This window comes from Promicromonospora sp. NPDC057138 (genome assembly GCF_042670845.1).
Classification (GTDB): Bacteria; Actinomycetota; Actinomycetes; order Actinomycetales; family Cellulomonadaceae; genus Promicromonospora.
On record NZ_JBHUUX010000009.1, the window covers coordinates 1 to 22,311 of the forward strand.

Genomic DNA, 22,311 nt, shown 5'->3' on the forward strand with positions numbered 1-22,311 from the left:
ACACTCTCGGGCATGGTTCCGGCACCGGAACCATGCCCGAGAGTGTTCTCGAAGCGGACCGCTGGTCGTCTCGACTACTCCTCGCAGTCGCCGGTCGTCCACGGCCAGTTGGCCACCGGGGTGTCGTGGGTCATGGCGCAGATGATGAGAAATCAGCGTGTGGCCGGGACCGCGACTCGCCGGCCGCGGACCCAGGTCGAGATCCCGAGGGCCAGCGCGAGGGCGGCGCCGATCGCGGGGACGAGCAGCGCGCGCCGGTAGTCCGACCAGTCGGCCGCGCCGACGTGCCCGTTGACGAGCACGATCGTCGCGGCCGAGACGCCCAGCGCCGCGCCGAACTGGAATGCCGTGTAGACGACGCCGCCCGCAACCCCGTGCTCCGACTCGTCCAGGCCGGCCGTGGCCGCGGCCGCGAGCGGACCGTAGACCAGCGCGAACATCACCGCGACCAGCAGCAGCGACGGCAGCAGGTCGAGGTAGCCCCACGACCCGTCGATGCGCAGCGCCAGGGCGAAGGCCACGGCACCCGCGAGCAGCCCGGCCACCATGACCGGGGCGTTCCCGAACCGCTTGACCAGCCGGTGCGTGAACAGGGGAGCGAGGACCATGTCCAGGCCCATGACGGCGAACGTCAGGCCTGTGGCAATCGGGGACCAGCCGCGGAGCTCCTGCAGGTAGAGCGTGATGAGGAACTGGAAGGCGAAGAACGCCCCGATGAACAGCAGGCCGGCGGCGCTCGACCGCAGCATCAGCCCCTCGCGCAGCACCGACAGGCGCAGCAGCGGGTCGGGCACGCGGCGTTCGATCGCCACGAAGGCGCCGATCAGCACCGCCGCGGCCAGGAACGCGACGATCCCGGCCGCGACGTCGCGCCCCTCGCCGAGTGCCACGACGCCGTAGATCAGCGCGACCATCGCGGACGTGAGGGTGACCGCACCGCCCAGGTCGAACCCGCGGCGCGGCAGCTCGGCGGCGACGTCCGGCCGGATGACGGCGCGGCCCGCGACCCAGAGCGCGGCGCCCACGATGACGGGTGCGAAGAACACCCAGCGCCATCCGGCGTCGGTCAGGAAGCCGCCCGCCACCACTCCCAGCGTGAACCCGCCGGCGCCGATCGCGCCGTAGATCGCCAGCGCCCGGTCGCGCAACGGGCCCTCGGGGAAGCTGGTCGTCAGGAGGCTGAAGCCCGCCGGCGTCATGAACCCCGCCGTCGCGCCGGTGACGAACCGGGCAACGACGAGCACCCAAGCGTCGTCGGCGAGGCCGCCCAGGCCCGAGAAGGCGACGAAGACGGCGAGGGCGACCAGGAACGTCCGGCGTCGGCCCAGCAGGTCGGCCGTGCGCCCGCCGAAGATCATGAACCCGCCGTAGGCGAGCACGTAGGCGCTGATCACCCAGTGCGCGTCCGCCGTCGCCAGGCCGATGTCGGCGGCGATGGCCGGCACCGCGACGTTGAGCATCGCGATGTCGATCCCCTCCAGGAACAGCGCGCCGCAGACGACGGCGAGCACTCCCCAGCCGGTCTGCTTCAGGGTCGGCGTCTTCAGGGCTGGCGCCTTCGTGGCCGGCGTCGACCGGGCCGCCGCACTGGTATCCGTCACGGAGATCTCTCCTCGCTCGAAGTCCCGCATGGTTACCACTTGTAACCATGACGATCGTTGGGCACGATCAGTGGATGGCACAAGAAGGCACTTCGACGTCACCCAGTTCCTTCCAGGGAACCAAGGCTGACCTGGAGGCATGCCGAGTCGACCGCGACCCCTTCCAGTGGGACGTGCGCGAGGACTGCCAGGTCCGGCAGATCCTTGACCGCATAGCCGACAAGTGGTCCCTGCTGGTGATCGCGCTGCTCGACGAGAAGACGCTCCGGTTCGGCGAGCTGGGCCGGGAGATCGACGGGATCAGCAAGCGGATGCTGACCGTGACCCTGCGCAACCTCGAACGCGACGGCCTGGTCCGGCGCACGGTGTACCCCGAGGTGCCGCCGCGCGTGGAGTACGAGCTCACCGCGCTGGGCCGCACTCTGCTGGGCACGACCCAGGCCCTGGTGGCCTGGTCCGGGGAGCACCAGGAGCAGATCGCGAGGGCGCGCCAGGAGTTCGAGGCGGCCAACGGCGCCCACTGAGCTCCTTGGCTGTGAGCGTGACGGTTGCGACCACGCGTCCGTTTGAGGCGCAACGGTCACGCCCACAACCAAGGGGGTCAGTAGCGGCTCGTGAGGACTCGGTCGGCCTCGCGGGTCGTGTCGGCCGTGTTGTTGACCAGGCCGCGGGAGCCGTTGAGCTTGGCCTCGATGTGCTCGCCGACGGTGATCGGGCCGTAGAGCTCGGTCTCGCCCTCGGCGACGCACCCGGGGAGCGTGGTGATGACGGCGTCGACGTTCCCGTCGAAGAAGAACGCGGCGGAGCGGCGCCGCTTGATGCGGCCGTCGATCACCGGCGGCTTGACGCGGTGCAGCGTCGACTTCCAGCGCTCGTTGGTCCACCGGGCCGTGAGGTCGCCCAGGTTCACGAGCAGCGCGCCGGGCAGCGGGGAGACGTCGTTCCAGCCGCCGTCGTCGTCGAGCACCTGGAGGCCCTTGACGTCGTCGGCCCACAGCAGCGTCACGATGCCGAAGTCAGTGTGCTCGCCCATGCCGATCAGGTCGCCGTCGAGCTCGACCCGCTCGCCCTCGGGGAGGGCGTAGTTGTTCATGCGCAGGACGTCGAGCGAGTGGTCGGTGTACGGGTCGAAGTACCCGGCGGGCAGGCCGAGCGCGTCGGCGAGGATCTCCATCATGACCTTCGCGACCGACGTGGCGTGCGACGTCCACAGCTCGACGTCGTCCTGGAAGGTGTCGCTCTCGGCCGGCCAGATGTTCTCGGAGTACATGTCGGGGTCGACGTCGGCGTGCGGGTAGTCAGCGGCCGACGCGCCGACGTTGAACGCCTCGAAGAAGTCGTTCATGCGCTCGGCCTTCTCCACACCCAGGCTCAGGCTGAGCCGCTCCGACCGGGGCGGGCTGTACCCGCGGTTCACTCCGGAGGGCGCCCGGTACTGCTTCTTCACGTCGAGCGGCAGCTCGAAGAAGCGGTCGCTCGCGCGACCGAGGCGCGCCCAGGCCTCCAGCGGGATCCCGTGCCCGAGGATCTGCATGAAGCCGACTGTGCGCGCCGCGTCGTCGACCTGGCGGGCGACCGCGGCCCGGTCGGCGTCGGTGCCGCCCGCGATGTAGGGGGCGATGTCGATCGTCGGAACGTGGAATGCTGACATGCCGGTCTCCTTCAGTGATAGGTAGTGGTTATCAATATGGACCAGGATCGAGCCCGAGGGGTTAAGGCCGTGTTAAAGAATCCGGACGCCACCGACGACGTCCGCGCCGCGGTGGGGCAGGCGATCCGGCGGGCGCGCGAGGCCGCTGGGCTCTCGATGCGTGCCCTCGCGCGGGCGAGCGAGATGAGCCAGCCGTTCCTCAGCCAGGTCGAGAAGGGCGAGACGAGCCCGTCGCTGTCGAGCCTCTACCGGCTCGCCCACGCCCTCCGGGTGCCGCCGAGCCAGCTCATGCCGCCGATGAGCGCGCCGCGCGGGGTGTCGGTGCTGCGCCAGGGCGAGGGCCGCGAGCTGCCGGTCACCGACGCGCCGGCCTCGGCGAGCGGGCGGCTCCTGTCCGGGGGCGCCGGCCACCTGCTCGAGGTCGTCGAGTACCGCGTGGCCCCGGACGAAGACCTCGGCGGCTGGTTTGAGTCCGACGGCGAGATGACGGTCTACGTGATCGACGGCGAGGTCGAGGTCACGCTGGAGCACGAGGGCTCGTGGCGGCTCGGCCCGGGCGAGGCGATCAGCCACCCGGCCGACGTCCGGCACCGCTGGGCCGCGGTGGGCGACGGCGCGGCGCGGATCCTGCTGTCGGTCGCGCACACCCACCCGGCCGTGGCGAGACCTGCCGAGGGAGCCCAGCCGTAGTGCGCTGCGCCTGCAGAGGCCGGCTGTGGCACACCCGCGGGCGGGGGCAGCCCGGCCCCCGGGTGTGCATGACTTGGTGGGGCATCGGTCAGTCCGTCGACGCGCCGGCATCGCGGGGCATGGTGTGCTCCTGCGGCAGGTGCCAGGTGGGCTAAATTTCGTTCGGCGGGGGCCCTGGTTTGCTGGCTGAGCTGAATAGTTCAGCTGGCGTGAATCAAGCGGGGCTGTGGCGAACGAAATTCAGCGGAGCTGGCAGGTGCTCCCCGGGCTCACCTTGCCCGACGGGCGCTCCAGCGCCGCGCGGATCGGCTCAGACCCGCTCCCAGGACACGGCCGCGAGGCGGTCGACGACGGCGGTGAGGAGAGCGCCGGCGTCAGGCAGGGGGACGTCGTCGATGGACGACACGGCGACCACGCCAATCGAGTTGACCAGGAAGGCGCCCGCGAAAGCGGCGACGTCGGCGGGCAGGACCGGCCGGACGGTTGACGGGGTCGTGGCCTCGACGAGCCGCATGCCGATGCCGTGCAGGTGCGGTGCGGCCGGCCAGACGACGCCGCCGTCGGGCGCGAGGAAGCCGATGTTCGCGATCGAGGACTCCGCGAGGGCGCCGTCGGAGGCGGTGAGCAGGGCGTCGTCGTACCCGTCGAGCCGGACCCGGCGGGCCCACTCGAGCTGGGCGAACCCGCCGAGGTGCTTGAGGTGGGCGAACGGGCGCAGGTAGGGGACCGACCGGAGGCGCTGCGGGGCGGGGGGCGGGGAGTGCGGCTCGGCGACCGAGACCAGGACCTGGTCGGCATCGCGCAGCGTCACCCGCACGGAGGCGTCCGCCGTCCCCGCCAGGGCGTGCCGCACCAGGTCGCGGACCCGGCCGCCCGAGAGCGGCCGGTCGAACAGCTCGCGGTGGGCGGCGTCCAGCCGGGCGAGGTGGTGCTCCAGGCCCTGGACCCCGCCGTCGCGCACCTGCATGGCCGTGAAGTGGCCGTAGGTGCTGAACAGGTCGGACGCCGCGGCGGGGCGGCCGTTGGTCTCGATGCGCACCCTGCGACCTTAATCGCGACCTCGATCGCGACCTTCATCGTGCGGGCCAGCGCGTGGGTGCGGCCCTACAGGTCGGCGAGCAGCGACTTGGGCGGGACGAAGAACGTGCCGCCGGTCTGCGGCGTCGAGAAGTCGAGGATCCGGTCGTGCAGGCCGGGCGGGTCCCCGACGAACATGCGCTCGAGCATCCGCTCGATGACCCACAGGTGGCGCGAGTAGCCGATGAAGTAGGTGCCGAACTCGCCGGCGCCGGGCCGGCCGAACGGCATGTTGTCGCGCAGGATGTCGTGCTCGCCGTCGTCGTCGGTGATGGTGGCGAGCGTCTTGTGCGCCTGCTGGCCCGTGGGCGCGTCGTCGAGCTCGACGCCGTCGGCCTTCCTCCGCCCGATGATCCGTTCCTGCTGCTCGGTGGTCAGCGCCTGCCACGCCGCGAGCGCGTGCACGTACTTCTGCACGACGACGTAGCTACCGCCCGCGAACTCCGGGTCCTCGTCGCCGACGAGGGTGGACTCGGGGAGCTCGTCGCCGACGGGGTTGGCCGTGCCATCGACGAAGCCGAGCAGGTCGCGGGTGTCGAAGTAGCGGAACCCGGACACCTCGTCGGCGGTGGTGACGGCGGCGCCGAGCGCGTCGAGCAGCAGGCGCTCCAGCTCGAAGCAGAGGTCCTGCCGATCGGACCAGATGTGGAACAGCAGGTCGCCGGGGGTGGCGACCGCGGTGTGCGTGGCGCCCGCGATCTCGCGGAATGGGTGCAGCTCGGCGGGCTGCTCGCGCCCGGTCAGCTCGGTCCAGATCCGGCTGCCGATGCCGACCGTGCACGAGACGGGGTGGTGCAGGTCCCGGAACCCGACGGTCTTGACCAGCCCGTCGAGGTCGGCGAGGACCTCGCGGACGGTGTCCGTCGCGCCGTCGTCGTCGGCGACCTCCAGGACGAGGAAGACCGCGGAACGGGCCAGCGGGGCGCCGACGGCCTGGGGCGCGACCGGGGCTCCGTGCGTCGCGGGCGTGCCCGGCGTGCTCTCCGACATGGGCGAACATTAGCCGAGAAATCCCAGGCGGACGGCGGGAGACCGTGGTCAGGAACTACCCTGGCGCAAGGTGTTCGCCGGGGACACGTGGGATCGGAATGGAGTGCAATGGCCCGCTTGCCGCAACGCCCCGGCCCGCAACGCCCCGGCGCCTTGCCACGCGCGCCGCGAGCGCGGGTCGCCGGCGCTCGTGCCGCCACGCGCCCGGCCGTCGCGGTCGGCCTGCCGGCGCGCCCGTTCGGCTACGCGATGCTCGCGACCCTGGGCGTCGGCGCGGGCATCGCGGTGCTGGACGCGCTCTCGGCGGTGGCCACGGTCCTCGTGTACGTCGGGCTGGCCCTGTTCCTGGCGCTGGCCCTGGAGCCCCCGATGAGGGTCCTCACCTCGCGGGGACTGCCCCGGTGGGCGGCCGTGACCGTGGCGATCGTCGGGTTCGCGCTGGTGGTCGCGCTCTTCGTCGTCCTGGTGCTGCCGCTGGCCGTCCAGCAGGTCGGGATCTTCGGCGCTCAGCTCGTGGCGGCGCTGCGCGACGTGCCCGAGCAGCCCTGGTACGTCTGGACCACGAACAACCTGGGCGCGCTAGACCTGAACGGGCTGCTGTCGTCGCTGACGGAGCTGCTCAACGATCCCCGCCAGCTCTCGGCGATCGCGGGCGGCGTCCTGCAGGTCGGCACCGGGCTGATCAACGGCGTGACCGCCGTCGTCATCATCACGGCCCTGACCATCTACTTCGCCGTCACGCTGCCGACCATGGTCGCCGCCGTCCTACGGCTGGTGCCGCGGTCCCGGCGGACGATGACCGGATCCTTCCTGACCGAGGTGCTGGACTCATTCGGCAGGTACGTCTCCGGGCAGCTCATCCTGGCGACCATCAACGCCACGTTCACCCTGCTGCTGACGGTGTTCGCGGGCAGTCCCGCCCCGATCCTGCTCGCCGTCATCGCGTTCGTCGCGGCGCTGATCCCCGTCGTCGGAACCGTGATCGGCTCGATCCTGGTGACCCTCGCGACGCTGACTGTGAGCCCGGCGGCCGCCGTCGTGGTCGGGATCCTCCTGCTCGTGTACATGCAGGTCGAGGCGTACGTCCTGTCGCCGCGGGTGATGAGCCGCGCCGTGGCGATGCCGGGCGTCCTCGTCATCGTCGCCGCCCTGTCCGGCGCGGCGCTCGGCGGCATCCTGGGTGCCTTGGTCGCGGTCCCGGTCGCGGCGGCTGGGCTGCTGGTCATCAACCGGGTGGTCCTCCCGCTCCAGGAGGCGCGGTAGGCGGGTCAGGGAGCGATGGCAGCCTCCAGGGTCGCGTGCGCCCCCACCCGGTGCAGCGAGCCGAGCGCGTCAAGGTACGCCTCGACGAACCGCGGCTCGTCCACGAGCGACCCGAACAGCGGCGGATTCCGCAGGAACGCCACCGGGTCGGCCCGCTGCGACCTGGCCAGCGGGACGAGCTCGTCCGCGAGCCGGTCCACCACCTGGATCGCCTCGCCCTGCTCGTCGACCCCCTCCGCGTACCGCGCCCAGCTCGCGATGATCGCCGCCGACCGGGCGATCTCGCCCCCCGAGCGGAGCTGCTCGCGCACCACCGGTACCAGCCACTTCGGGATCCGGTCCGACGTCTCCGCGCACAGCCGCGCCAGGGTGTCGCGCACGGCCGGGTTCCCGAACCGCTCCACCAGCGTCGTCTTGTACGCGTCCAGGTCGACGCCGGGCACGGGCCGCAGCGTCGGCGTCGCCTCACGGTCCATGAAGTCGCGCACGAACCGCGCCAGCACCGGATCCGCCACCGCCTCGTGCGCGTACCGGTAGCCGCTCAGCCACCCGAAGTACGCGATCGCCTGGTGGCTCGCGTTGAGCAGCCGCAGCTTCATCAGCTCGTACGGCTCCACGTCCTCGACGACCTGGACGCCCGCGTCCTCGAACCGCGGCCGGCCCAGCGGGAACCGGTCCTCCAGCACCCACTGGAAGAACGGCTCTGCCACCACGGGCCAGCGGTCCTCGACGCCCAGGCGCTCGCGGACGAGCTCGCGGTCCTCGTCGGTGGTCACGGGCGTGATGCGGTCCACCATCGAGCTGGGGAACGCGACGGCGTCGTGCACCCACCGGCCGAGCTCCGGGTCGCGCAGGGCCGCGAAGGCCGAGAAGACGGTCCGCGCCTTCTCGCCGTTGCCCTGCACGTTGTCGCAGGACATCACCGTGAAGGGCGGTAGGCCGCGCGACCGGCGTCGGGCCAGGGCCTCTACGACGTAGCCGAACACCGTGACCGGGGTGGCCCCCGGCCGGGCGTCGGCGACGACGGCGGGAGTCGTCGTGTCGAACTCGCCCGTGACCTGGTCGAAGTTGTAGCCGCCCTCGGTGATCGTCAGGGACACGATCCGGGTCGCCGGGTCGGCGAGACGCTCCAGCACGGCCTCGGGGTCGTCCGGCGCGAACAGGTACTCGACGATGCTCCCGACGACGCGGGCGTCGATCCCGCCGTCGGGGTGCTTCGTCACGAGCGTGTACAGGCCGTCCTGCGCCTGCAGCGCGTCCCGCATCGCGGCGTCGCCGGGCAGCAGGCCGACGCCGCAGATGCCCCACTCGCGGGCCTCGCCCCGGCGCAGCAGCTCGTCGACCGCCAGGGCCTGGTGCGCGCGGTGGAACCCGCCGACGCCGAGGTGGACGATGCCGACCTCGATGCCGGAGCGGTCGTACGGAGGCAGGTCGACGCCGGGCTCATCGCTGGTCGAGAGGCCGACGAGCGGGGTGCCGAGGTCCAGGGTCACTTGATGGCTCCCATCGCCAGTCCACGGACGAGCTGCTTCTGCGCGATCCACCCGGCGACCACGACCGGGACGATCGCGACGGTCGCGGCGGCGGACAGCACGGCCAGGAACTGACCGCGGCCGTCGACGAAGCTCGTGAGGAACGGCGGCGTCGTGCGGGCGACCTGAGCGGTCAGGAGGTTCGCGAGGAAGAACTCGTTCCACGCGAAGATGAAGCAGATGAGGCCGGCCGCTGCGATGCCCGGCATGACGATCGGCAGCACGACCCGGAAGATCTCGGTGCCCAGGCGGGCGCCGTCGAGCTGCGCCGCCTCGATGAGCTCGCGCGGCACCTCCGCGAGGAACGACCGCATCATCCACACCGCGATCGGCAGGTTCACGCCGATGTAGAGGATCGTCAGCCACGTGATGTTGTCCAGGCCGCCCACGGACTGCAGCAGCAGGTAGACCGGGATGATCGAGGCGGCGACCGGCATGAAGCGGGTCGAGATGAAGAAGAACAGGGCGTCGCGCACGTTGACGATCGGGCGGATGCTCAGGGCATACGCGGCGGGCACCGCCAGCACAAGCACCAGGAGCGTCGACCCGACGCTCGCGCTCAGCGAATTGATCAGGTACGGCAGCATGTCGCGGTCGAAGACGGCCTGGAACCCGGAGAGGGTGAGGTCGGGCGCGAACGTGGGCGGCATCGTGGCGGCCTGGCGCTCGGGCTTGAAGGCCGTGAACACCATCCACGCGACGGGGAAGAAGAAAGCGAGCACGAGCACCCAGGTGACCGCGGTCACCAGGGACCCGCGGAGGCGTGCGGAGGTCATCGTCCGAGTCCTTCCGTCGAGAAGACCTTGAAGAGCGTCCGGAGCGCGACCGTGGCGACGACGATCGTGACGAGCACGGTCATGACGCCGTACGCGGCGGCCTCGCCGACCTCCAGCCCCACGAACGCCCGCTCGTAGAGCAGGTAGGAGAGCGTCTTGGTGCCGCCGGTGCCGCGGGTCATGATCGCGATGGGGTCGAAGACCTGGAGCAGCATGATCGAGGCCAGCAGCACCGCGATCTCGACGTACTGCCGCAGGTGGGGCAGCGTGATCCAGCCGAACGTGCGCAGCGGCCCCGCGCCGTCCACGGCGGCGGCCTCGAGCACGTCCTTGTTCTGGGCCTGCAGGCCGGCCAGCAGGATCAGCATCGCGAACGGCGTGTACTGCCAGGTCAGCACCAGGATGATGGTGACGATCGGGACGTCGGTGTTCCAGGCCACGGGCGGGAGGCCGACGAGCCCGAGGGCCCAGTTGGCCATGCCGGTGGTCGCGTCGAGGATCGACCACTTCCACACGAGCGCCGCCGCGGCGGGCATGACGAGGAACGGCGTGATCATCAGCGTCCGGGCCACGCCCCGCCCGAGGAAGTTGCGGTCCAGCAGCACGGCGAACAGCATCCCGAGCAGCGTCGACAGGACCACCGCGCTCCCGGTCACCGCGACGGTCGCCCCGAGCGACGACAGGAACGAGCCGTCGCGGAGCACGGTGACGTAGTTGTCGAGGCCCGCGAAGCCGCGGGCGCCCGGGCGCAGCAGGTTCCAGTTCTGCAGGGAGTAGAAGATCGTCACCACGAACGGGATCTGGGTGAGGACGATCGAGGTGGCCAGCGCCGGCCAGAGCATGGCACGTGAGACGGCGAGGCTGCTGCGCCGGGACTGCTTCCCGGCAGCGCGCGCAGGCCGGGCGCGGCGCCTCGTCGTCGGGGCACTCATCAGAACGGTCATGTCGCCCTTCCTGGGGCTCGGGACGTCCCCGCACGACGGCGGGGCGGGGCGCGGGGTGATCCCCGCGCCCCGGTCCGGCTTACTTCTGGGCGTCGCCCGCCTTCTGGGCGAGCTCCTGGGCATGCTCGAGCACGGGCGCGAGCTCGCTGCGTCCGGCGAAGACGTCGGCCAGGTCCTGCGAGACCTGGTTCCCGAGGTCGGGGAACTCCGGGATCGTGACGTACTGGATGCCGGTCCACGGCTGCGGCGCCACGCCCGGCTGCTCCGGGTTCACCGCCAGCATGATGTCCTTGGTGATGGGCGCGAAGGCCGCGGCGGCCTCCTGGTACTCGGGGATCTCGTAGGTCGAGTTGCGCGCGCCCGGGGGCACCCGGCTCCAGCCGAGCTCCGTGCCGACGAGCTGCTGGTACTCCTTGCTGGTCGCCCACTTCACGAACTCGACCGCCGCGTCACGGTTCTTGGTCGTCTCGGGGATCGCGAGGTTCCAGGACCACAGCCACCCGGACTCCTCGGTCTCGACGACCGGGGCGTGCACGTAGCCCATCTTCCCGGCGACCTCCGACGACTCGGGGTCCTCGAGCAGGCCGGCGGCCACGGTGGCGTCCACCCACATGGCGGCCCGGCCCTGGCTGACGGTATTCAGGCACTCGGTGAACCCCGTGGACACGGGGTCGTCCTCGCCGGCGTCGCGCACCAGGTCCACGTAGAACTGCGTGGCCTCGGCGAACTCGGGGGAGTCGACCTGGGCGTTCCAGTCCTCGTCGAACCAGCTGCCGCCGAACGTCTGCACGACCGTCGTCAGCGGGGCGAACAGCTCGCCCCAGCCGGGCTTGCCGCGCAGGCAGATGCCGTCCACGGTGTCGGAGTCGAGCTGCCGCGCGAAGTCCGCGACCTGCTGCCACGTCGGGTGCTCCGGCATTGTCAGGCCGGCCTCGTCGAACAGCTCCTTGTTGTACATCAGCATCGACGACTCGCCGTAGAACGGGACCGCGTAGAGCGAGCCGTCGACGGTGAGGGCGTTCTTCACGGGCTCGAACAGGTCGTCGACGTCGTAGTCGGAGTCGTCCTCCAGGTCTCCGGTGAGGTCGCTGAGCCAGCCGTTCTCCGCCCAGATCGGCACCTCGTAGGCGCCGACGGTGACGATGTCGTACTGCCCGCCGTCCGTGGCGACGTCCTTCGTGACGGCGTCGCGCAGGTCGTTCTCCTCCATCTGGATGAAGTTGACCGTGATGTCGGGGTGGTCCTTCTCGAACTCACCCTTGAGCTCCTCCATGTCCTTCATCTGCGGGTTGTTGACGGTCGCGAGTGTGAGCTCGACCGGCTCGCCCTCTCCCGCCGCGGCGCCGCCTCCGCCGCCTCCAGCACCGGCACAGGCGGTCAGCGCCAGGGCCAGCGCGGTGGCCGCGAGCCCGGCGGGCGCGGTCTTGCGGCCCGCAATCCTCGTGAGCTTCATTGCTTCGACCCTTCTCGTCACTGCGTCGTGAGATGCGTCCCGTCGATGGGATGCGAATCCGCACATGCTTGGCCCGGGCGGGAGAAGGGGTCAATGACCGCCTTTTTGAAACGGTCAGGGGGATGGTGGTATCGCACAGGTCTGCCGTCCGACGGCGGGCCGGGGACCCCGGAACGCCGGTCGACCGCGCACGCGGAGTCGGCTGGTCTGCCCAGGTTCTGCCCAGGTTGCACGCCGGACCGGACGTACGTCATGGACCGGGTCCCCGCTGAATCGGTCCACAACCGGGCACGAACTGGTGCCCTCGGAACGCGGATCGGTCATGCCCTGGAGCGCTTGCCCCACGCCCGGGCCGTCACACCTCGACCGTTCGGGCGTGGACCGTCACACCTGGATGATGTTCGCCCCGGCCGCGTGGAAGGCGCGCGCCCGCGCGGAGCCGAGCTGCGTGCCGGTGATCATCGCCTCGAAGTCGTCCAGGCCGGCGAAGCGCACGAAGCTGGTGACGCCGAACTTGTGGTGCGCCCCGATGAAGATCCGCCGGCGGCTCACCTCGATCGCGGCGGCCTTGACGCGTGCGACCGCCGGGTCGGGCGTCGTCAGGCCGTCCTCGATGGTGACGCCGTTCGAGCCGATCAGCCCGAGGTCGAGGCGGAACGTGCGGATCATGTCGACGGCCGAGCCGTCGACAACGCCGAGCGTCTTGCCGCGCACTCGCCCGCCGATCATGATGACCTGCACGTTCGGTCGGGCGGACAGCTCCGTCGCGACCGGGAGGGAGGAGGTGAGCACCGTCAGCTCGCGGTCCCGTGGCAGGGCCCGCGCGGCGAGCAGTGGCTGGAAGCCCTCGTCGACGAAGATCGTCTGCGCCTCGCCCAGGTGCCGCGCCGCCTCCGCCGCGATACGCGCCTTCTCCTCCGGGAAGCTCTGCAGGCGCTCCGACAACGCCGTCTCGAACGAGCTCGTCTCGACGGGGAACGCGAGCCCGTAGCTGCGTCGTACCAGGCCCTGCGCCTCCAGCTTGCGCAGCTCGCGGCGCACGGTCTCCTGCGAGACGGACAGCAGGCGGGCCGCCTCGCTCACCTCGATCCGCCCGCGTCGGCGCACGAGCGCGAGCAGCTCCTCGGTCCGCGATCCCTGCGGTGCGGCACGCTCGGGCAGCGTGGGCAGTGTGGGCAGTGGACCGGCGGATGCGTCGGACGCCATCGTCGCGCCTCCTGGTGTGCGGCTTCTGCGCTCAGTCTGCCGCGTGGCGCCCCGTTCCGGAACCGCCTGGCCCATTCGCCGCCGTCCCCGGTGTGCAGACCCGGGCGGGTGGGCGGCGTCCCCGAGGACGCCGTCCACCCGCCAGGCCCCGCTCTGCGCGGGATCAGAGCGTGAGCAGCACCTTGGTGGCGCGCCGCTCGTCCATCGCCTTGTATCCCTCGGCCGCCTCGTCGAGCGGCAGGGTGAGGTCGAAGACCTTGCCCGGGTCGATGGCGCGGTCCCAGATGAGCTGGATCAGCTCGGGCAGGAACCGGCGCACGGGCGCGGGGCCGCCGTGCAGGTGGACGCCGGTGAAGAACAGGTTCAGCCCGTCGAGCTGCACGCCGTGCGTGACGCCGACGTAGCCGACGTACCCGCCGGCCCGCGCGGAGTGGATGGCCTGCCACATCGACTCCTCGGTGCCCACCGCCTCGACGACGCCGTGGGCGCCGTACCCGCCGGTGAGCTCCTTGACCTTCGCGGCGCCGGTGTCGCCGCGCTCCTCGATGATGTCGGTGGCACCGAACTCGCGGGCCAGCGCCTGCCGCTCGGGGTGGCGGCTGAACGCGATGATGCGCTCCGCGCCGAGCTGCTTGGCGGCCAGGATCGCGGAGAGGCCGACCGCCCCGTCGCCGACGACGGCGATGGTCTTGCCGGGGCCGGCCTCGGCGGCCACCGCGGCGAACCAGCCGGTGCCCAGCACGTCGGACGCCGCCAGCAGCGACGGAACCAGGTCCTTGTCGGGCTCTCCCGGGGTCGGCACGAGCGTGCCGTCGGCCAGCGGGATGCGGGCGAGCTGCGCCTGCGTGCCGACCGAGCCCATCATCACGTTGTGGATGCACCGGGACTGGTACCCGGCCAGGCAGATCTCGCAGGTGTTGTCGGAGGCCACGAACGAGCCGACGACGTAGTCGCCGACCTTGATGTTCTTGACCTCGTCGCCGACCTGCTCCACGACGCCGACGTACTCGTGCCCCATCGGGGTGGGGCCGTTGAGCTTCTCGATCCCGCGGTACGGCCACAGGTCCGACCCGCAGATGCAGGCCGCGGTCACCCGGATCACCGCGTCGGTCTGCTCGATGATCTTCGCGTCCTCGCGCTCCTCGACGCGAACGTCGCCGGGGGCGTACATGACAACTCCACGCATGGGTGGCTCTCCTTGCTCGGTGCGCCGCGCGAACGGTGCGGCGCGGCGGCGTGCTCCTATCGCTACCCATCAAACGCCGAGGCAACCGCGGGGTGGGAGGCCCGGGTAGAACCCCTCAGGTGTCGACGGCACCGATGAGAAATGGCACCGGTAGTCGTCTGAGCTGAGTACGGTCCGGTGAACGCGGGCGCGCATCAAGGGAGAGCAACTAGATGAGACCACTCCGATACTCGATCAACGTCACACTCGACGGCTGCTGCCATCACGAGGCAGGGCTCCCCCCGGACGAGGAGTCGATGCGCTACTGGACCGCTGAGATGGAGCGAGCCGATGCCCTGCTCTTCGGCCGCGTGACCTACGAGATGATGGAGTCGGCATGGCGGCAGCCGGCCACGGGCCCGTGGCCCGACTGGATGGGTGAGTGGGAGATCCCGTTCGCCGAGACCATCGACCGGGCGAAGAAGCACGTCGTGTCGAGCACGCTGAGCAGGGTCGATTGGAATGCCGAGCTGGTGCGAGGCGACTTGGGGCCAGCGGTTCAGCGGCTCAAGCAGCAGCCAGGCGAGGGCCTGTGGGTGGGTGGCGTGACGCTCCCCCTGGCGTTGGCAGATCTGGGACTGATCGACGAGTACGAGTTCGTTGTGCAGCCGGTTATTGCCGGACACGGGCCGACGTTGCTCGCCGGTCTGCGCGAGCGCATCCAGCTCGAGCTCGTGGACCGCCATGAGTTCCGGTCGGGGGCGGTCGCCCTGCGATACCGGCCCACGCGAGCTACGGCTTGACGTGATTTGTCCTAGCACGTTGGCCGCTCCCTCGCGACGGAACGACGGCTCGGGGTCTCGTCGAGTGAGGTTGCTTATTGGCCACCGCCGCGGAGCGCGCGGAGGTACCGGCGCCGATAGGCGCGCTGGGCGATCAAGATCAGTGGAAAGAGTCCACGCCATAGGCCGCGGCCGGCGCGCGTGAGGGAGCGCAGCGTGAGGCTCACGTTCCCGTCGTCGTCCCGGTGGACGATGAATGCTTCCTCGCCTGAGACCGGGTGGCCCTCCAGCGTGCCGTAAGCGAGTGCGGCCCGGTCGTGGGTTGCGATCGTCGCGACGATCTCGACAGGCTCGCGCACGCGGACGAGACCGATTCGTGCGACGAGCCAGTAGCGCTCCTCTTCATGTGCGGTGCGCCCTGACTCGAGCGGCGGGTCGACTGTGAACCCGCTGCGGGTCTTGATGCCCCAGGAGAGGACCGCCGTCGAAGCTGCATTCCAGAGGTCGGTTCCGGAGCCCAGCCGAACTGTGCGTTCGTAGGCGCGCCATCCGCCGGGCGGCAGCCATTGCACAGCAGCAGGCGCCGTGCCGCCCGCGACGCCGTAGTTGCGGGCTCGTCCGCCGAGGTGGTGCTTCGAGAGCGGCGGCACGTCATCCTTGCTGCCGTCGTCCTCCGCGGTTCCGTCCACGCCGCACATCCTGCCGCACCGCGACTTCACTGCGGGGGATGAGGGCTCACGCTCGCCTGGAGAACGGCCGGCGTCGTTCGAGTTCCAGCGAGGTCGCGGCGTCACCGGCATCCCAGAACTGATCCCGTACGGCGTCCAGTACCTGCTTCTCGTCGAACGCTCTCGGACGTGCCATGCGGGACGAGATGCCGTGGCCGATGCGCGCCCTCTCCGGACCTGCCGACGTCAACTGGGTCTACGGCCCAGGAGCACCGCAGCTACCGAAGGGCTCGACGCTGCCGAACTGGACCTACATCTGACGGCTGCCACAGGATGCGGGCTCCAGCGACCGCACGGATTAGGTCTGTGACCCGGCAATACTCTTGGTCTTGGCCTGTCCGGACTGCTTCGATTGGCGGGCCTCGCCACCAAGTTCGGTGGGCAGCCCAGGAACGGTCTACCTGGTGCCGTGGGCCGAGTTTAGAAAACTGGAGGAAGCAGACATGTCAAACGAACCGATTCGGGTCCTTGTGTGGGGCGAGAACCGGCACGAGCAGGTCGAGTCGTCCGTCGCCGAGCGCTACCCGGACGGCATGCACGGCGCGATCGCCAAAGGCGTCGGCGAATGGCTCGGGGACAAGGCCCGCATCGCCACGACCACCCTCGACGAGCCCGAGCACGGGCTGACCTCCGATGTGCTGGATGAGACCGACGTGCTCGTCTGGTGGGGACACGCTGCCCATGGCGACGTCGCTGACGAAGTGGTCGAGCGAGTCCACCGCCATGTCCTGGCCGGTATGGGCCTCATCGTGCTCCATTCCGGACACTGGTCCAAGATCTTCGTGAAGCTCATGGGCACCACTTGCACACTGCGCTGGCGCAGCGAGCACGACCGCGAACTGGTGTGGACCGTGAACCCGCAGCACCCCATCGCCCGCGGCATCCCCAACCCGATCGTCATCCCCGAGCAGGAGATGTACGGCGAGTACTTCGACGTGCCGACCCCCGACGAGCTGGTCTTCATCAGCGGCTTCAGCGGCGGCGAGGTCTTCCGCAGCGGCATGACCTACCGCCGCGGGTTCGGCCGCATCTTCTACTTCAGCCCCGGCGACCAGGACTTTCCCGTCTACCACCAGCGGGACGTGAACCACGTGATCGCCAACGGCATCGAATGGGCCCGGCCCGACCGGGAGCGCGAGACGCCGACGCTCCTGCGCTACGACACCGACGACTTCTTCAACGGCCAGGGTTACCGAGGGGCGTTCGAGCGATGACCTTCCGGACCATCGAGACCGAAGGGCCCCTGCGCCTCGTCGTGGTCGGCGCCGGCGGCATGGGCCGGGCTTGGACCCGCGCGATCCAGGCGGACCCCGGTACCGAGCTCGTAGGTATCGCCGACCTGTCCTCGGCAGCGGCCGAATCGGCCGCCGCCGAGACCGGCATCCCTGGTCTCGCGGTCGGGGACGACGCCGTCGAACTCGCTCGCCGTACCGGTGCGGACGCGATCCTCAACGCCACCATTCCCGAAGCGCACCACTCGGTCACGACCGCCGCGCTGCTGGCCGGGATTCCGGTCCTGGGGGAGAAGCCGGTCGCCGCAAGTGTGGCCGAAGGGCTTTCGCTCGCGGCCGCGGCCGAGTACACCGGGCAGTTGTTCATGGTCAGCCAGTCCCGCCGCTATCACCGGTCGCTCTTCCAGGTGAAACGGCAGGTGGCGGCGCTCGGCGTCGTCGGCGTCGTCGCGGTCGAGCTTTTCAAGGCCCCGCACTTCGGCGGGTTCCGCGACGAGATGGCCAGTCCCCTGCTGCTGGACATGGCGATCCACCAGTTCGACATGGCCCGGTTCCTGCTCGACGCCGACCCCGTCTCCGTCTCCTGCGAGGAGTACAACCCAGCGTGGAGCTGGTACGCCGGCGACGCGGCCGCCACCGCGGTCTTCGCCATGGAGGGCGGCGCCCGCTTCACCTTCAACGGCTCGTGGTGCAGCCCTGGCTTCGAAACCTCCTGGAACGGCGCCTGGCGGATCTCCGCCGAGCGCGGCACCGTGCTCTGGGACGGCGACGGCGAACCCGACAGCGACCCCGAGACGTCCGTTGCAGACGTCGAAGACCCAGGGCATGAGATCGCGGGATCTCTGCGTGAGTTCACCGCCGCCCTCCGCTTCGGCACTGAGCCGATGGGGCGTGTGCATGCCAACGTCATGAGTCTCGCCATGGTCGAGGCCGCGATCCAGAGCGCGGCGCAGGGGCGCAGGGTTGCGATCGACGACGTGCTCGAGCGGTCGTACGACGCCGCGCTCGTGACCGAGCGGAACACCGAGGTCCTCGGGGTCCTGAAATCCTGGCCGTCGGTCCGGGACGCCTTGAGCCGGTAGGTCCGGCCCGCACCGCAAGCAACCCTCTGCCGCCGTCGATAGGTTCAGTCGCCGATGTGGTCCGGCAGGAGTTGAGCCGCAAGTGATCGTGCCGTGGCGGTGAGTGTGGCCGTGTCCAACCCGGTCCGGCCCATGAACACGATCCCTTGTTGCGCGGCCAGGAGGGCCCGCGCCAGCGCGATCGGATCCGTTTCGGCGGGCAGATCGCCCTCGCTCTGGGTGCGGGCGACGCAGTCAGCGATCAGTGCGGTGGACGTCTCATATGTGCGGCGGGCGTGTGCGAGGACCTCCGGGTCGGCGCTCCCGAGCTCGCAGGTGCTGTTGGCCATCAGGCAGCCGCGCAGCGTGCCGGCGTGGATCGGCGCCTCAAGGAGCATCCGTAGCGCGTCCACAGCCCGTGGCGTGTCGGCGAGGGCCTTCCGAAGTTGGTCATGGCTCTCGTCGGGATAGCTGCGCAGTGCCCGGAGGAAGAGCTGGTTCTTGACCGCTTGGTCCATTATCCGTATATGGTGGACCGCGCAGTCAAGAACTCCGTCGAGCAGGGAAGCGGGAAGTACATGGGAAAGCTGGACGACAAGGTGGCGATCGTGACTGGCGGGTCGCGGGGGATCGGGGCGGCGACGGCACTGGCGCTGGCCGACGAGGGAGCCGACGTCGCGATCAGCTACTCGTCCTCGGCGGTTCAGGCCAAGGCCGTGGTCGCTGACCTGGAGGCGAAGGGGGTGCGCGCGGCGGCGTTCCGGGCCGACCAGGCGGACGCGGCGCAGGCGGTGGGCCTGATCCACAGCGTGGTCGAGCAGTTCGGAAAGCTGGACATCCTTGTCAACAACGCGGCCGCGGTCGGTGGCACCCTGGTCGACAGCGAGACCGACGACGAGGCCGCCATCGAGCGGCAGCTTGCCGTCAACTACTCCAGCGTGGTGGCCGCGATCCGGACGGCGTTCCCGCTGCTGCCCGATGGCGGGCGGATCGTCAGCATCAGCTCGGGTGCGGTAGCACGTGTGGGATTCCGGGGGATGGCGTACTCCGCGGGCACGAAGTCGGCGCTCGAGGGCTACAGCCGGGGCGCGGCACGCGATCTGGCGCACCGGGGCATCACCGTGAACGTGATCCAGCCCGGTTTCGTCGACACCGAAGGAAACCCCGCCGACGGCCCTGCCGCATCCACGTTCCTTCCGACGACGGCGATGGGGCGGTACGGCAGGCCGGAGGAGATCGCCGCAGGCGTTGTCTTCCTCGCCAGCCCGCAGGCCTCCTACGTCACCGGCGCAGTGCTGAGGATCGACGGGGGATACGGCGCATAGCGCGACTGCTGTTGGGCGGCCGTGAGGCCCTCGACCCTGGGGGTCGGGGGCCTCACGGTCAGGCTCACACGAAGCGCCAGAGGTGGTCGTTCGTGCCGTTGTCGTCCCAGACGAGCACCTGCGCGCCCTGAGTGGTCGACATGTTCAGGACGCCGAGGACGCGCCCGCCTGCGGCTTGGATGCGGAACGTCTCGCCGGAGGTGTACCGGAGCCGCCACTGCTGGCTCGTGGCCCCGGTGTCGGTCGTCTGCACGGCGCGGGTGCCGTTGGCCGTGCCGCCGGACTCGACCGCGAGGACCTTGCCCGTGTGCTGGTTGCGCAGCCGGAAGTACCCGTTGGTGCCGACCACGGCGGTCCACAGGTGGTCGGCGGTTCCCGTGTCGCCCCACTGGATCACGAGCGCGCCGTCGGCGGTGGACATGCCCGTCACCCCGAGCACCTGGCCGCTGTTGACGTTCTGGATCCGCCGGGCGCCCGTCGGGACGAACCGCCACCGGTTGTCCGCCGAGCCGTTGTCCGGGTCCATCACGACCTGGGCGCCCCGGGCCGTCGAGCCGCTTGCGGTCCCGAGGAGCTTGCCCGTGTGGTTGTTGCGCACCCGGTGCGTGCCGTCGCCGTCGTCGAGGATCGTCCAGAGGTGGTCGGCGGTGCCCGTGTCGCCCCACTGCAGCACGCGCGCGCCGTCAACCGTGGACATGTTCTCGACGCCGAGCACCTTGCCGCTGTTCATGCAGCGCAGCTTGACGGCCGTGCCCGAGACGACGGGCACCCAGTCGTGGTCCGTCGTGCCGTTGTCGTCCCACTGCAGCGCGAGGGCGCCGTCCGCGGTCGACGCGTTCGTGATGCCGAGCACCATGCCGCTCGCGACGTTGAACAGCCGGAAGGGGGAGCCCGCGGCGGTCGCGCCACCGACCGACCAGTACACCGTGTAGTTGAAGCCGTGCGCGTCGTGGAACGGCCCGAGGTCGACGGTGGCGCCGTTCGCGGTCGCAGTGAACGCGAGCGAGCTGGTGCTGGTGCGGGTCACCGAGGAGGTCGTCAGGGCCGGAGGGCTCGACAGGGTGGTGCTGCCGTAGTTGCCGGCCAGGACGACCGGCCCGTAGAAGATCGCGGCGACGTTCGGGTTGTCGTTCGACGACTCGACCCGCACTGCCATGGGCAGCCGGACCGTGACGGTGTCACCCGAGGTCCAGGACCGAGTCAGGGTCGCGTACGTGCCGGGTGTGGTCGCGATGGACTGCGCTACGCCGTTCACGGCGACCGTCGCGCCGGTCGCCCACGCCGGGATGCGCACACGCAGGGCCCACGAGCCGCTGACCGAGCCGGTCACGGTGAGCGTGGTGGTGTCGCTGACCGGGTACGACGTCGTCTGGGTGACCGTGATACCCCGTTCGGTCCAGGTCAGGACCGACGGCATGAACAGGTTCACCGTGAGCGTGGTGCCCGAGCGGAAGTAGATCGAGTCCATGAGCTTCGTGTTGGTCTCGAGGCCAGTGCCCTGGCAGCACCAGAAGGTGGAGTAGTCGGTGCTCCACGTGCCGCCGCCCCACTTCGGGCCGACGCCGCGCCGTCCGCCGGGCTGCAGCGGGGTGAAGTACGTGACGTGACCGTGCGCGTCGGCGGCGTTCTGCGCGCCGATGAGGTGGTTGAGCAGGGCGCGCTCGTAGAAGTCGAAGTACCCCGCGTTCTCCGGATCGAGCGACCACAGCTCGCGCGTGAGCTTGAGCATGTTGTACGTGTTGCACTGCTCGCAGGCGTCGTCGCTCAGGTACGTGGAGATCGCGTTCGGTGCCCGGAAGTGCTCGTCCTGGCTGTTGCCCCCGATGGCGTACGTGTGCGCGCCGACCGTGATCGCCCAGGCGTTGCGGGCGATGTCCCGGTACCGCGTGGTGCCCGTGGCCTTGTACTCGCGCGCGGCGCCGATCCACTTGGGCACCTGGGTGTTGGCGTGCAGCCCCGCGAGCTGATCGGAGTTGTTCGCTAGGGGGTCGAACACGGCTGCGTGGTCGAACCGCTGAGCGACGGTCAGCCAGCGGGCGTCGTTCGTCATGAAGTGCAGGTCCGCCAGCACCGCGTTCATGCCGCCGAACTCGATCTTCAGTGTGGTCTGCATCTGCGCGGTCGTCAGCCGCGCCGTGCGAGTGTCGACCCAGGCGGCCATCCGCAGGAGCACGTCGCGTGCCTGCGTGTTCTCCATGTACCGCCACACGTCGAGCAGGCCCGCGAGCGTCTTGTGCAGCGAGTAGTACGGGACGTTGCCGTTGCCGTTGCCGGTCTCCGCGACGTCGATGTCCGACTCGGGGAAGCCGGCCAGGTAGCCCGTGGCGAAGCCGCGGGCGGCGTTGTTCGCCTGACACTTGGCCAGCTCGGCAACCATGTAGGCGGCCTTGTCGCGGCACACCGTGTCCCCGAGCACTGCCCACGCCTGCGCCCACGCGGACAGGAAGTGGCCCTGGCTGTGCGTGCGGAAGGGGAAGTCCGGCGCCTCCCACCCGCTCAGCGCCGCGGCGCCGCCGGTCGACAGCCCGTGGTTGGCACGGAAGTTGTACAGCAGCCGGTCGACGTCCACGAAGCGCAGGTAGGACAGCGTGCGGTTCTGGTTGTCCATCCAGCGGCTGGCCGTGAGCCGGACCTGGCCCAGGGTGAACTCCGACGCCGCGGCACCAACCTCGCCGCGCGCGGGTGGGACGACCGCAGACGCCGTGGGTGCCGACAGGAGGGCCGGGCCGACGGCGGCTGCTGCCCCGGCGATGGCGGCCCCGCGGAGCACGGTGCGCCGGCGCACGGCCATGACGGACAAGGGTGGGTTGCACTGCTGATTCTTCATCGAACCTC

21 protein-coding genes are annotated in these 22,311 nt (G+C 70.4%); 8 read left to right on the forward strand and 13 right to left on the reverse strand.

The window, feature by feature from the left end:
- Positions 1 to 152: 152 nt before the first annotated feature.
- Positions 153 to 1,601: an MFS transporter gene (locus ACFT2C_RS08280; RefSeq protein ID WP_377206559.1), complete on the reverse strand. Its 1,449-nt coding sequence runs from the start codon at positions 1,599 to 1,601 to the stop codon at positions 153 to 155.
- Between the two features lie 74 nt (positions 1,602 to 1,675).
- Here ACFT2C_RS08280 and ACFT2C_RS08285 point away from each other — a divergent pair, with 74 nt between their 5' ends.
- Entirely contained in the window at positions 1,676 to 2,125 is a 450-nt protein-coding gene (locus ACFT2C_RS08285) for a winged helix-turn-helix transcriptional regulator (RefSeq protein ID WP_377206560.1), read from the forward strand.
- 77 nt (positions 2,126 to 2,202) lie between these two features.
- Here the strand turns inward: ACFT2C_RS08285 and ACFT2C_RS08290 are convergent, their stop codons facing one another.
- A complete protein-coding gene (locus ACFT2C_RS08290; RefSeq protein ID WP_377206561.1) occupies positions 2,203 to 3,252 on the reverse strand; it encodes an isopenicillin N synthase family dioxygenase in 1,050 nt (349 codons plus the stop codon).
- A gap of 69 nt (positions 3,253 to 3,321) precedes the next feature.
- Between ACFT2C_RS08290 and ACFT2C_RS08295 the strand changes: the two genes are divergently transcribed.
- Entirely contained in the window at positions 3,322 to 3,942 is a 621-nt protein-coding gene (locus ACFT2C_RS08295) for a helix-turn-helix domain-containing protein (RefSeq protein ID WP_377206562.1), read from the forward strand.
- A 310-nt stretch (positions 3,943 to 4,252) separates the two neighbouring features.
- Here ACFT2C_RS08295 and ACFT2C_RS08300 read toward each other — a convergent pair whose 3' ends face one another.
- Entirely contained in the window at positions 4,253 to 4,981 is a 729-nt protein-coding gene (locus ACFT2C_RS08300) for an aminotransferase class IV (RefSeq protein WP_377206563.1), read from the reverse strand.
- Positions 4,982 to 5,046: 65 nt separating this feature from the next.
- Positions 5,047 to 6,009 carry a Dyp-type peroxidase gene (locus ACFT2C_RS08305; protein WP_377206564.1) on the reverse strand — a complete coding sequence of 321 codons (963 nt, stop codon included), beginning with the start codon at positions 6,007 to 6,009 and terminating at the stop codon, positions 5,047 to 5,049.
- Positions 6,010 to 6,126: 117 nt separating this feature from the next.
- Here ACFT2C_RS08305 and ACFT2C_RS08310 point away from each other — a divergent pair, with 117 nt between their 5' ends.
- Positions 6,127 to 7,272 (forward strand): AI-2E family transporter, encoded by a 1,146-nt coding sequence (locus tag ACFT2C_RS08310; RefSeq protein WP_377206565.1) that lies wholly within the window; start codon positions 6,127 to 6,129, stop codon positions 7,270 to 7,272.
- Positions 7,273 to 7,277: 5 nt separating this feature from the next.
- On the opposite strand, the gene ACFT2C_RS08315 is transcribed toward ACFT2C_RS08310, so the two are convergent.
- The 6 genes from ACFT2C_RS08315 to ACFT2C_RS08340 all read right to left on the reverse strand — a co-directional run bounded on the left by ACFT2C_RS08315 (position 7,278) and on the right by ACFT2C_RS08340 (position 14,369).
- On the reverse strand, positions 7,278 to 8,759 hold the full coding sequence (locus tag ACFT2C_RS08315; RefSeq protein ID WP_377206709.1) for a mannitol dehydrogenase family protein: 1,482 nt from the start codon (positions 8,757 to 8,759) through the stop codon (positions 7,278 to 7,280).
- A 2-nt stretch (positions 8,760 to 8,761) separates the two neighbouring features.
- Positions 8,762 to 9,580, reverse strand: coding sequence for a carbohydrate ABC transporter permease (locus tag ACFT2C_RS08320; RefSeq protein WP_377206566.1), 819 nt, complete (start codon positions 9,578 to 9,580; stop codon positions 8,762 to 8,764).
- Positions 9,577 to 10,524 (reverse strand): carbohydrate ABC transporter permease, encoded by a 948-nt coding sequence (locus tag ACFT2C_RS08325; protein WP_377206567.1) that lies wholly within the window; start codon positions 10,522 to 10,524, stop codon positions 9,577 to 9,579. Before ACFT2C_RS08325 ends, ACFT2C_RS08320 begins: the two co-directional genes overlap by 4 nt.
- A 79-nt stretch (positions 10,525 to 10,603) precedes the next feature.
- A complete protein-coding gene (locus ACFT2C_RS08330) occupies positions 10,604 to 11,977 on the reverse strand; it encodes an ABC transporter substrate-binding protein (RefSeq protein ID WP_377206568.1) in 1,374 nt (457 codons plus the stop codon).
- Between the two features lie 384 nt (positions 11,978 to 12,361).
- Complete coding sequence (locus ACFT2C_RS08335) at positions 12,362 to 13,183, reverse strand: DeoR/GlpR family DNA-binding transcription regulator (RefSeq protein ID WP_377206569.1); 822 nt, start codon at positions 13,181 to 13,183, stop codon at positions 12,362 to 12,364.
- A 163-nt stretch (positions 13,184 to 13,346) separates the two neighbouring features.
- A complete protein-coding gene (locus tag ACFT2C_RS08340; RefSeq protein ID WP_377206570.1) occupies positions 13,347 to 14,369 on the reverse strand; it encodes a zinc-dependent alcohol dehydrogenase family protein in 1,023 nt (340 codons plus the stop codon).
- Positions 14,370 to 14,581: 212 nt separating this feature from the next.
- Here ACFT2C_RS08340 and ACFT2C_RS08345 point away from each other — a divergent pair, with 212 nt between their 5' ends.
- Complete coding sequence (locus tag ACFT2C_RS08345) at positions 14,582 to 15,151, forward strand: dihydrofolate reductase family protein (protein WP_377206571.1); 570 nt, start codon at positions 14,582 to 14,584, stop codon at positions 15,149 to 15,151.
- Between the two features lie 74 nt (positions 15,152 to 15,225).
- Here the strand turns inward: ACFT2C_RS08345 and ACFT2C_RS08350 are convergent, their stop codons facing one another.
- Positions 15,226 to 15,819, reverse strand: coding sequence for a DUF1990 family protein (locus ACFT2C_RS08350; protein ID WP_377206572.1), 594 nt, complete (start codon positions 15,817 to 15,819; stop codon positions 15,226 to 15,228).
- A 173-nt stretch (positions 15,820 to 15,992) separates the two neighbouring features.
- Here ACFT2C_RS08350 and ACFT2C_RS08355 point away from each other — a divergent pair, with 173 nt between their 5' ends.
- The 3 genes from ACFT2C_RS08355 (at position 15,993) to ACFT2C_RS08365 (ending at position 18,172) form a co-directional block, all read left to right on the forward strand.
- Complete coding sequence (locus ACFT2C_RS08355; protein ID WP_377206573.1) at positions 15,993 to 16,118, forward strand: hypothetical protein; 126 nt, start codon at positions 15,993 to 15,995, stop codon at positions 16,116 to 16,118.
- A 183-nt stretch (positions 16,119 to 16,301) separates the two neighbouring features.
- Positions 16,302 to 17,072 (forward strand): ThuA domain-containing protein, encoded by a 771-nt coding sequence (locus ACFT2C_RS08360; RefSeq protein ID WP_377206574.1) that lies wholly within the window; start codon positions 16,302 to 16,304, stop codon positions 17,070 to 17,072.
- The gene (locus ACFT2C_RS08365) at positions 17,069 to 18,172 is read left to right on the forward strand and encodes a Gfo/Idh/MocA family protein (protein ID WP_377206575.1); all 1,104 of its coding nucleotides are present in this window, start codon (positions 17,069 to 17,071) and stop codon (positions 18,170 to 18,172) included. Before ACFT2C_RS08360 ends, ACFT2C_RS08365 begins: the two co-directional genes overlap by 4 nt.
- A 44-nt stretch (positions 18,173 to 18,216) precedes the next feature.
- On the opposite strand, the gene ACFT2C_RS08370 is transcribed toward ACFT2C_RS08365, so the two are convergent.
- Positions 18,217 to 18,669: a TetR family transcriptional regulator C-terminal domain-containing protein gene (locus ACFT2C_RS08370; RefSeq protein ID WP_377206576.1), complete on the reverse strand. Its 453-nt coding sequence runs from the start codon at positions 18,667 to 18,669 to the stop codon at positions 18,217 to 18,219.
- A 9-nt stretch (positions 18,670 to 18,678) separates the two neighbouring features.
- Between ACFT2C_RS08370 and ACFT2C_RS08375 the strand changes: the two genes are divergently transcribed.
- Positions 18,679 to 19,476, forward strand: a complete 798-nt coding sequence (locus ACFT2C_RS08375; RefSeq protein WP_377206577.1) for an SDR family NAD(P)-dependent oxidoreductase — start codon at positions 18,679 to 18,681, stop codon at positions 19,474 to 19,476.
- Between the two features lie 64 nt (positions 19,477 to 19,540).
- Here ACFT2C_RS08375 and ACFT2C_RS08380 read toward each other — a convergent pair whose 3' ends face one another.
- Positions 19,541 to 22,303 (reverse strand): beta-L-arabinofuranosidase domain-containing protein, encoded by a 2,763-nt coding sequence (locus ACFT2C_RS08380; protein WP_377206578.1) that lies wholly within the window; start codon positions 22,301 to 22,303, stop codon positions 19,541 to 19,543.
- Positions 22,304 to 22,311: the final 8 nt, after the last annotated feature.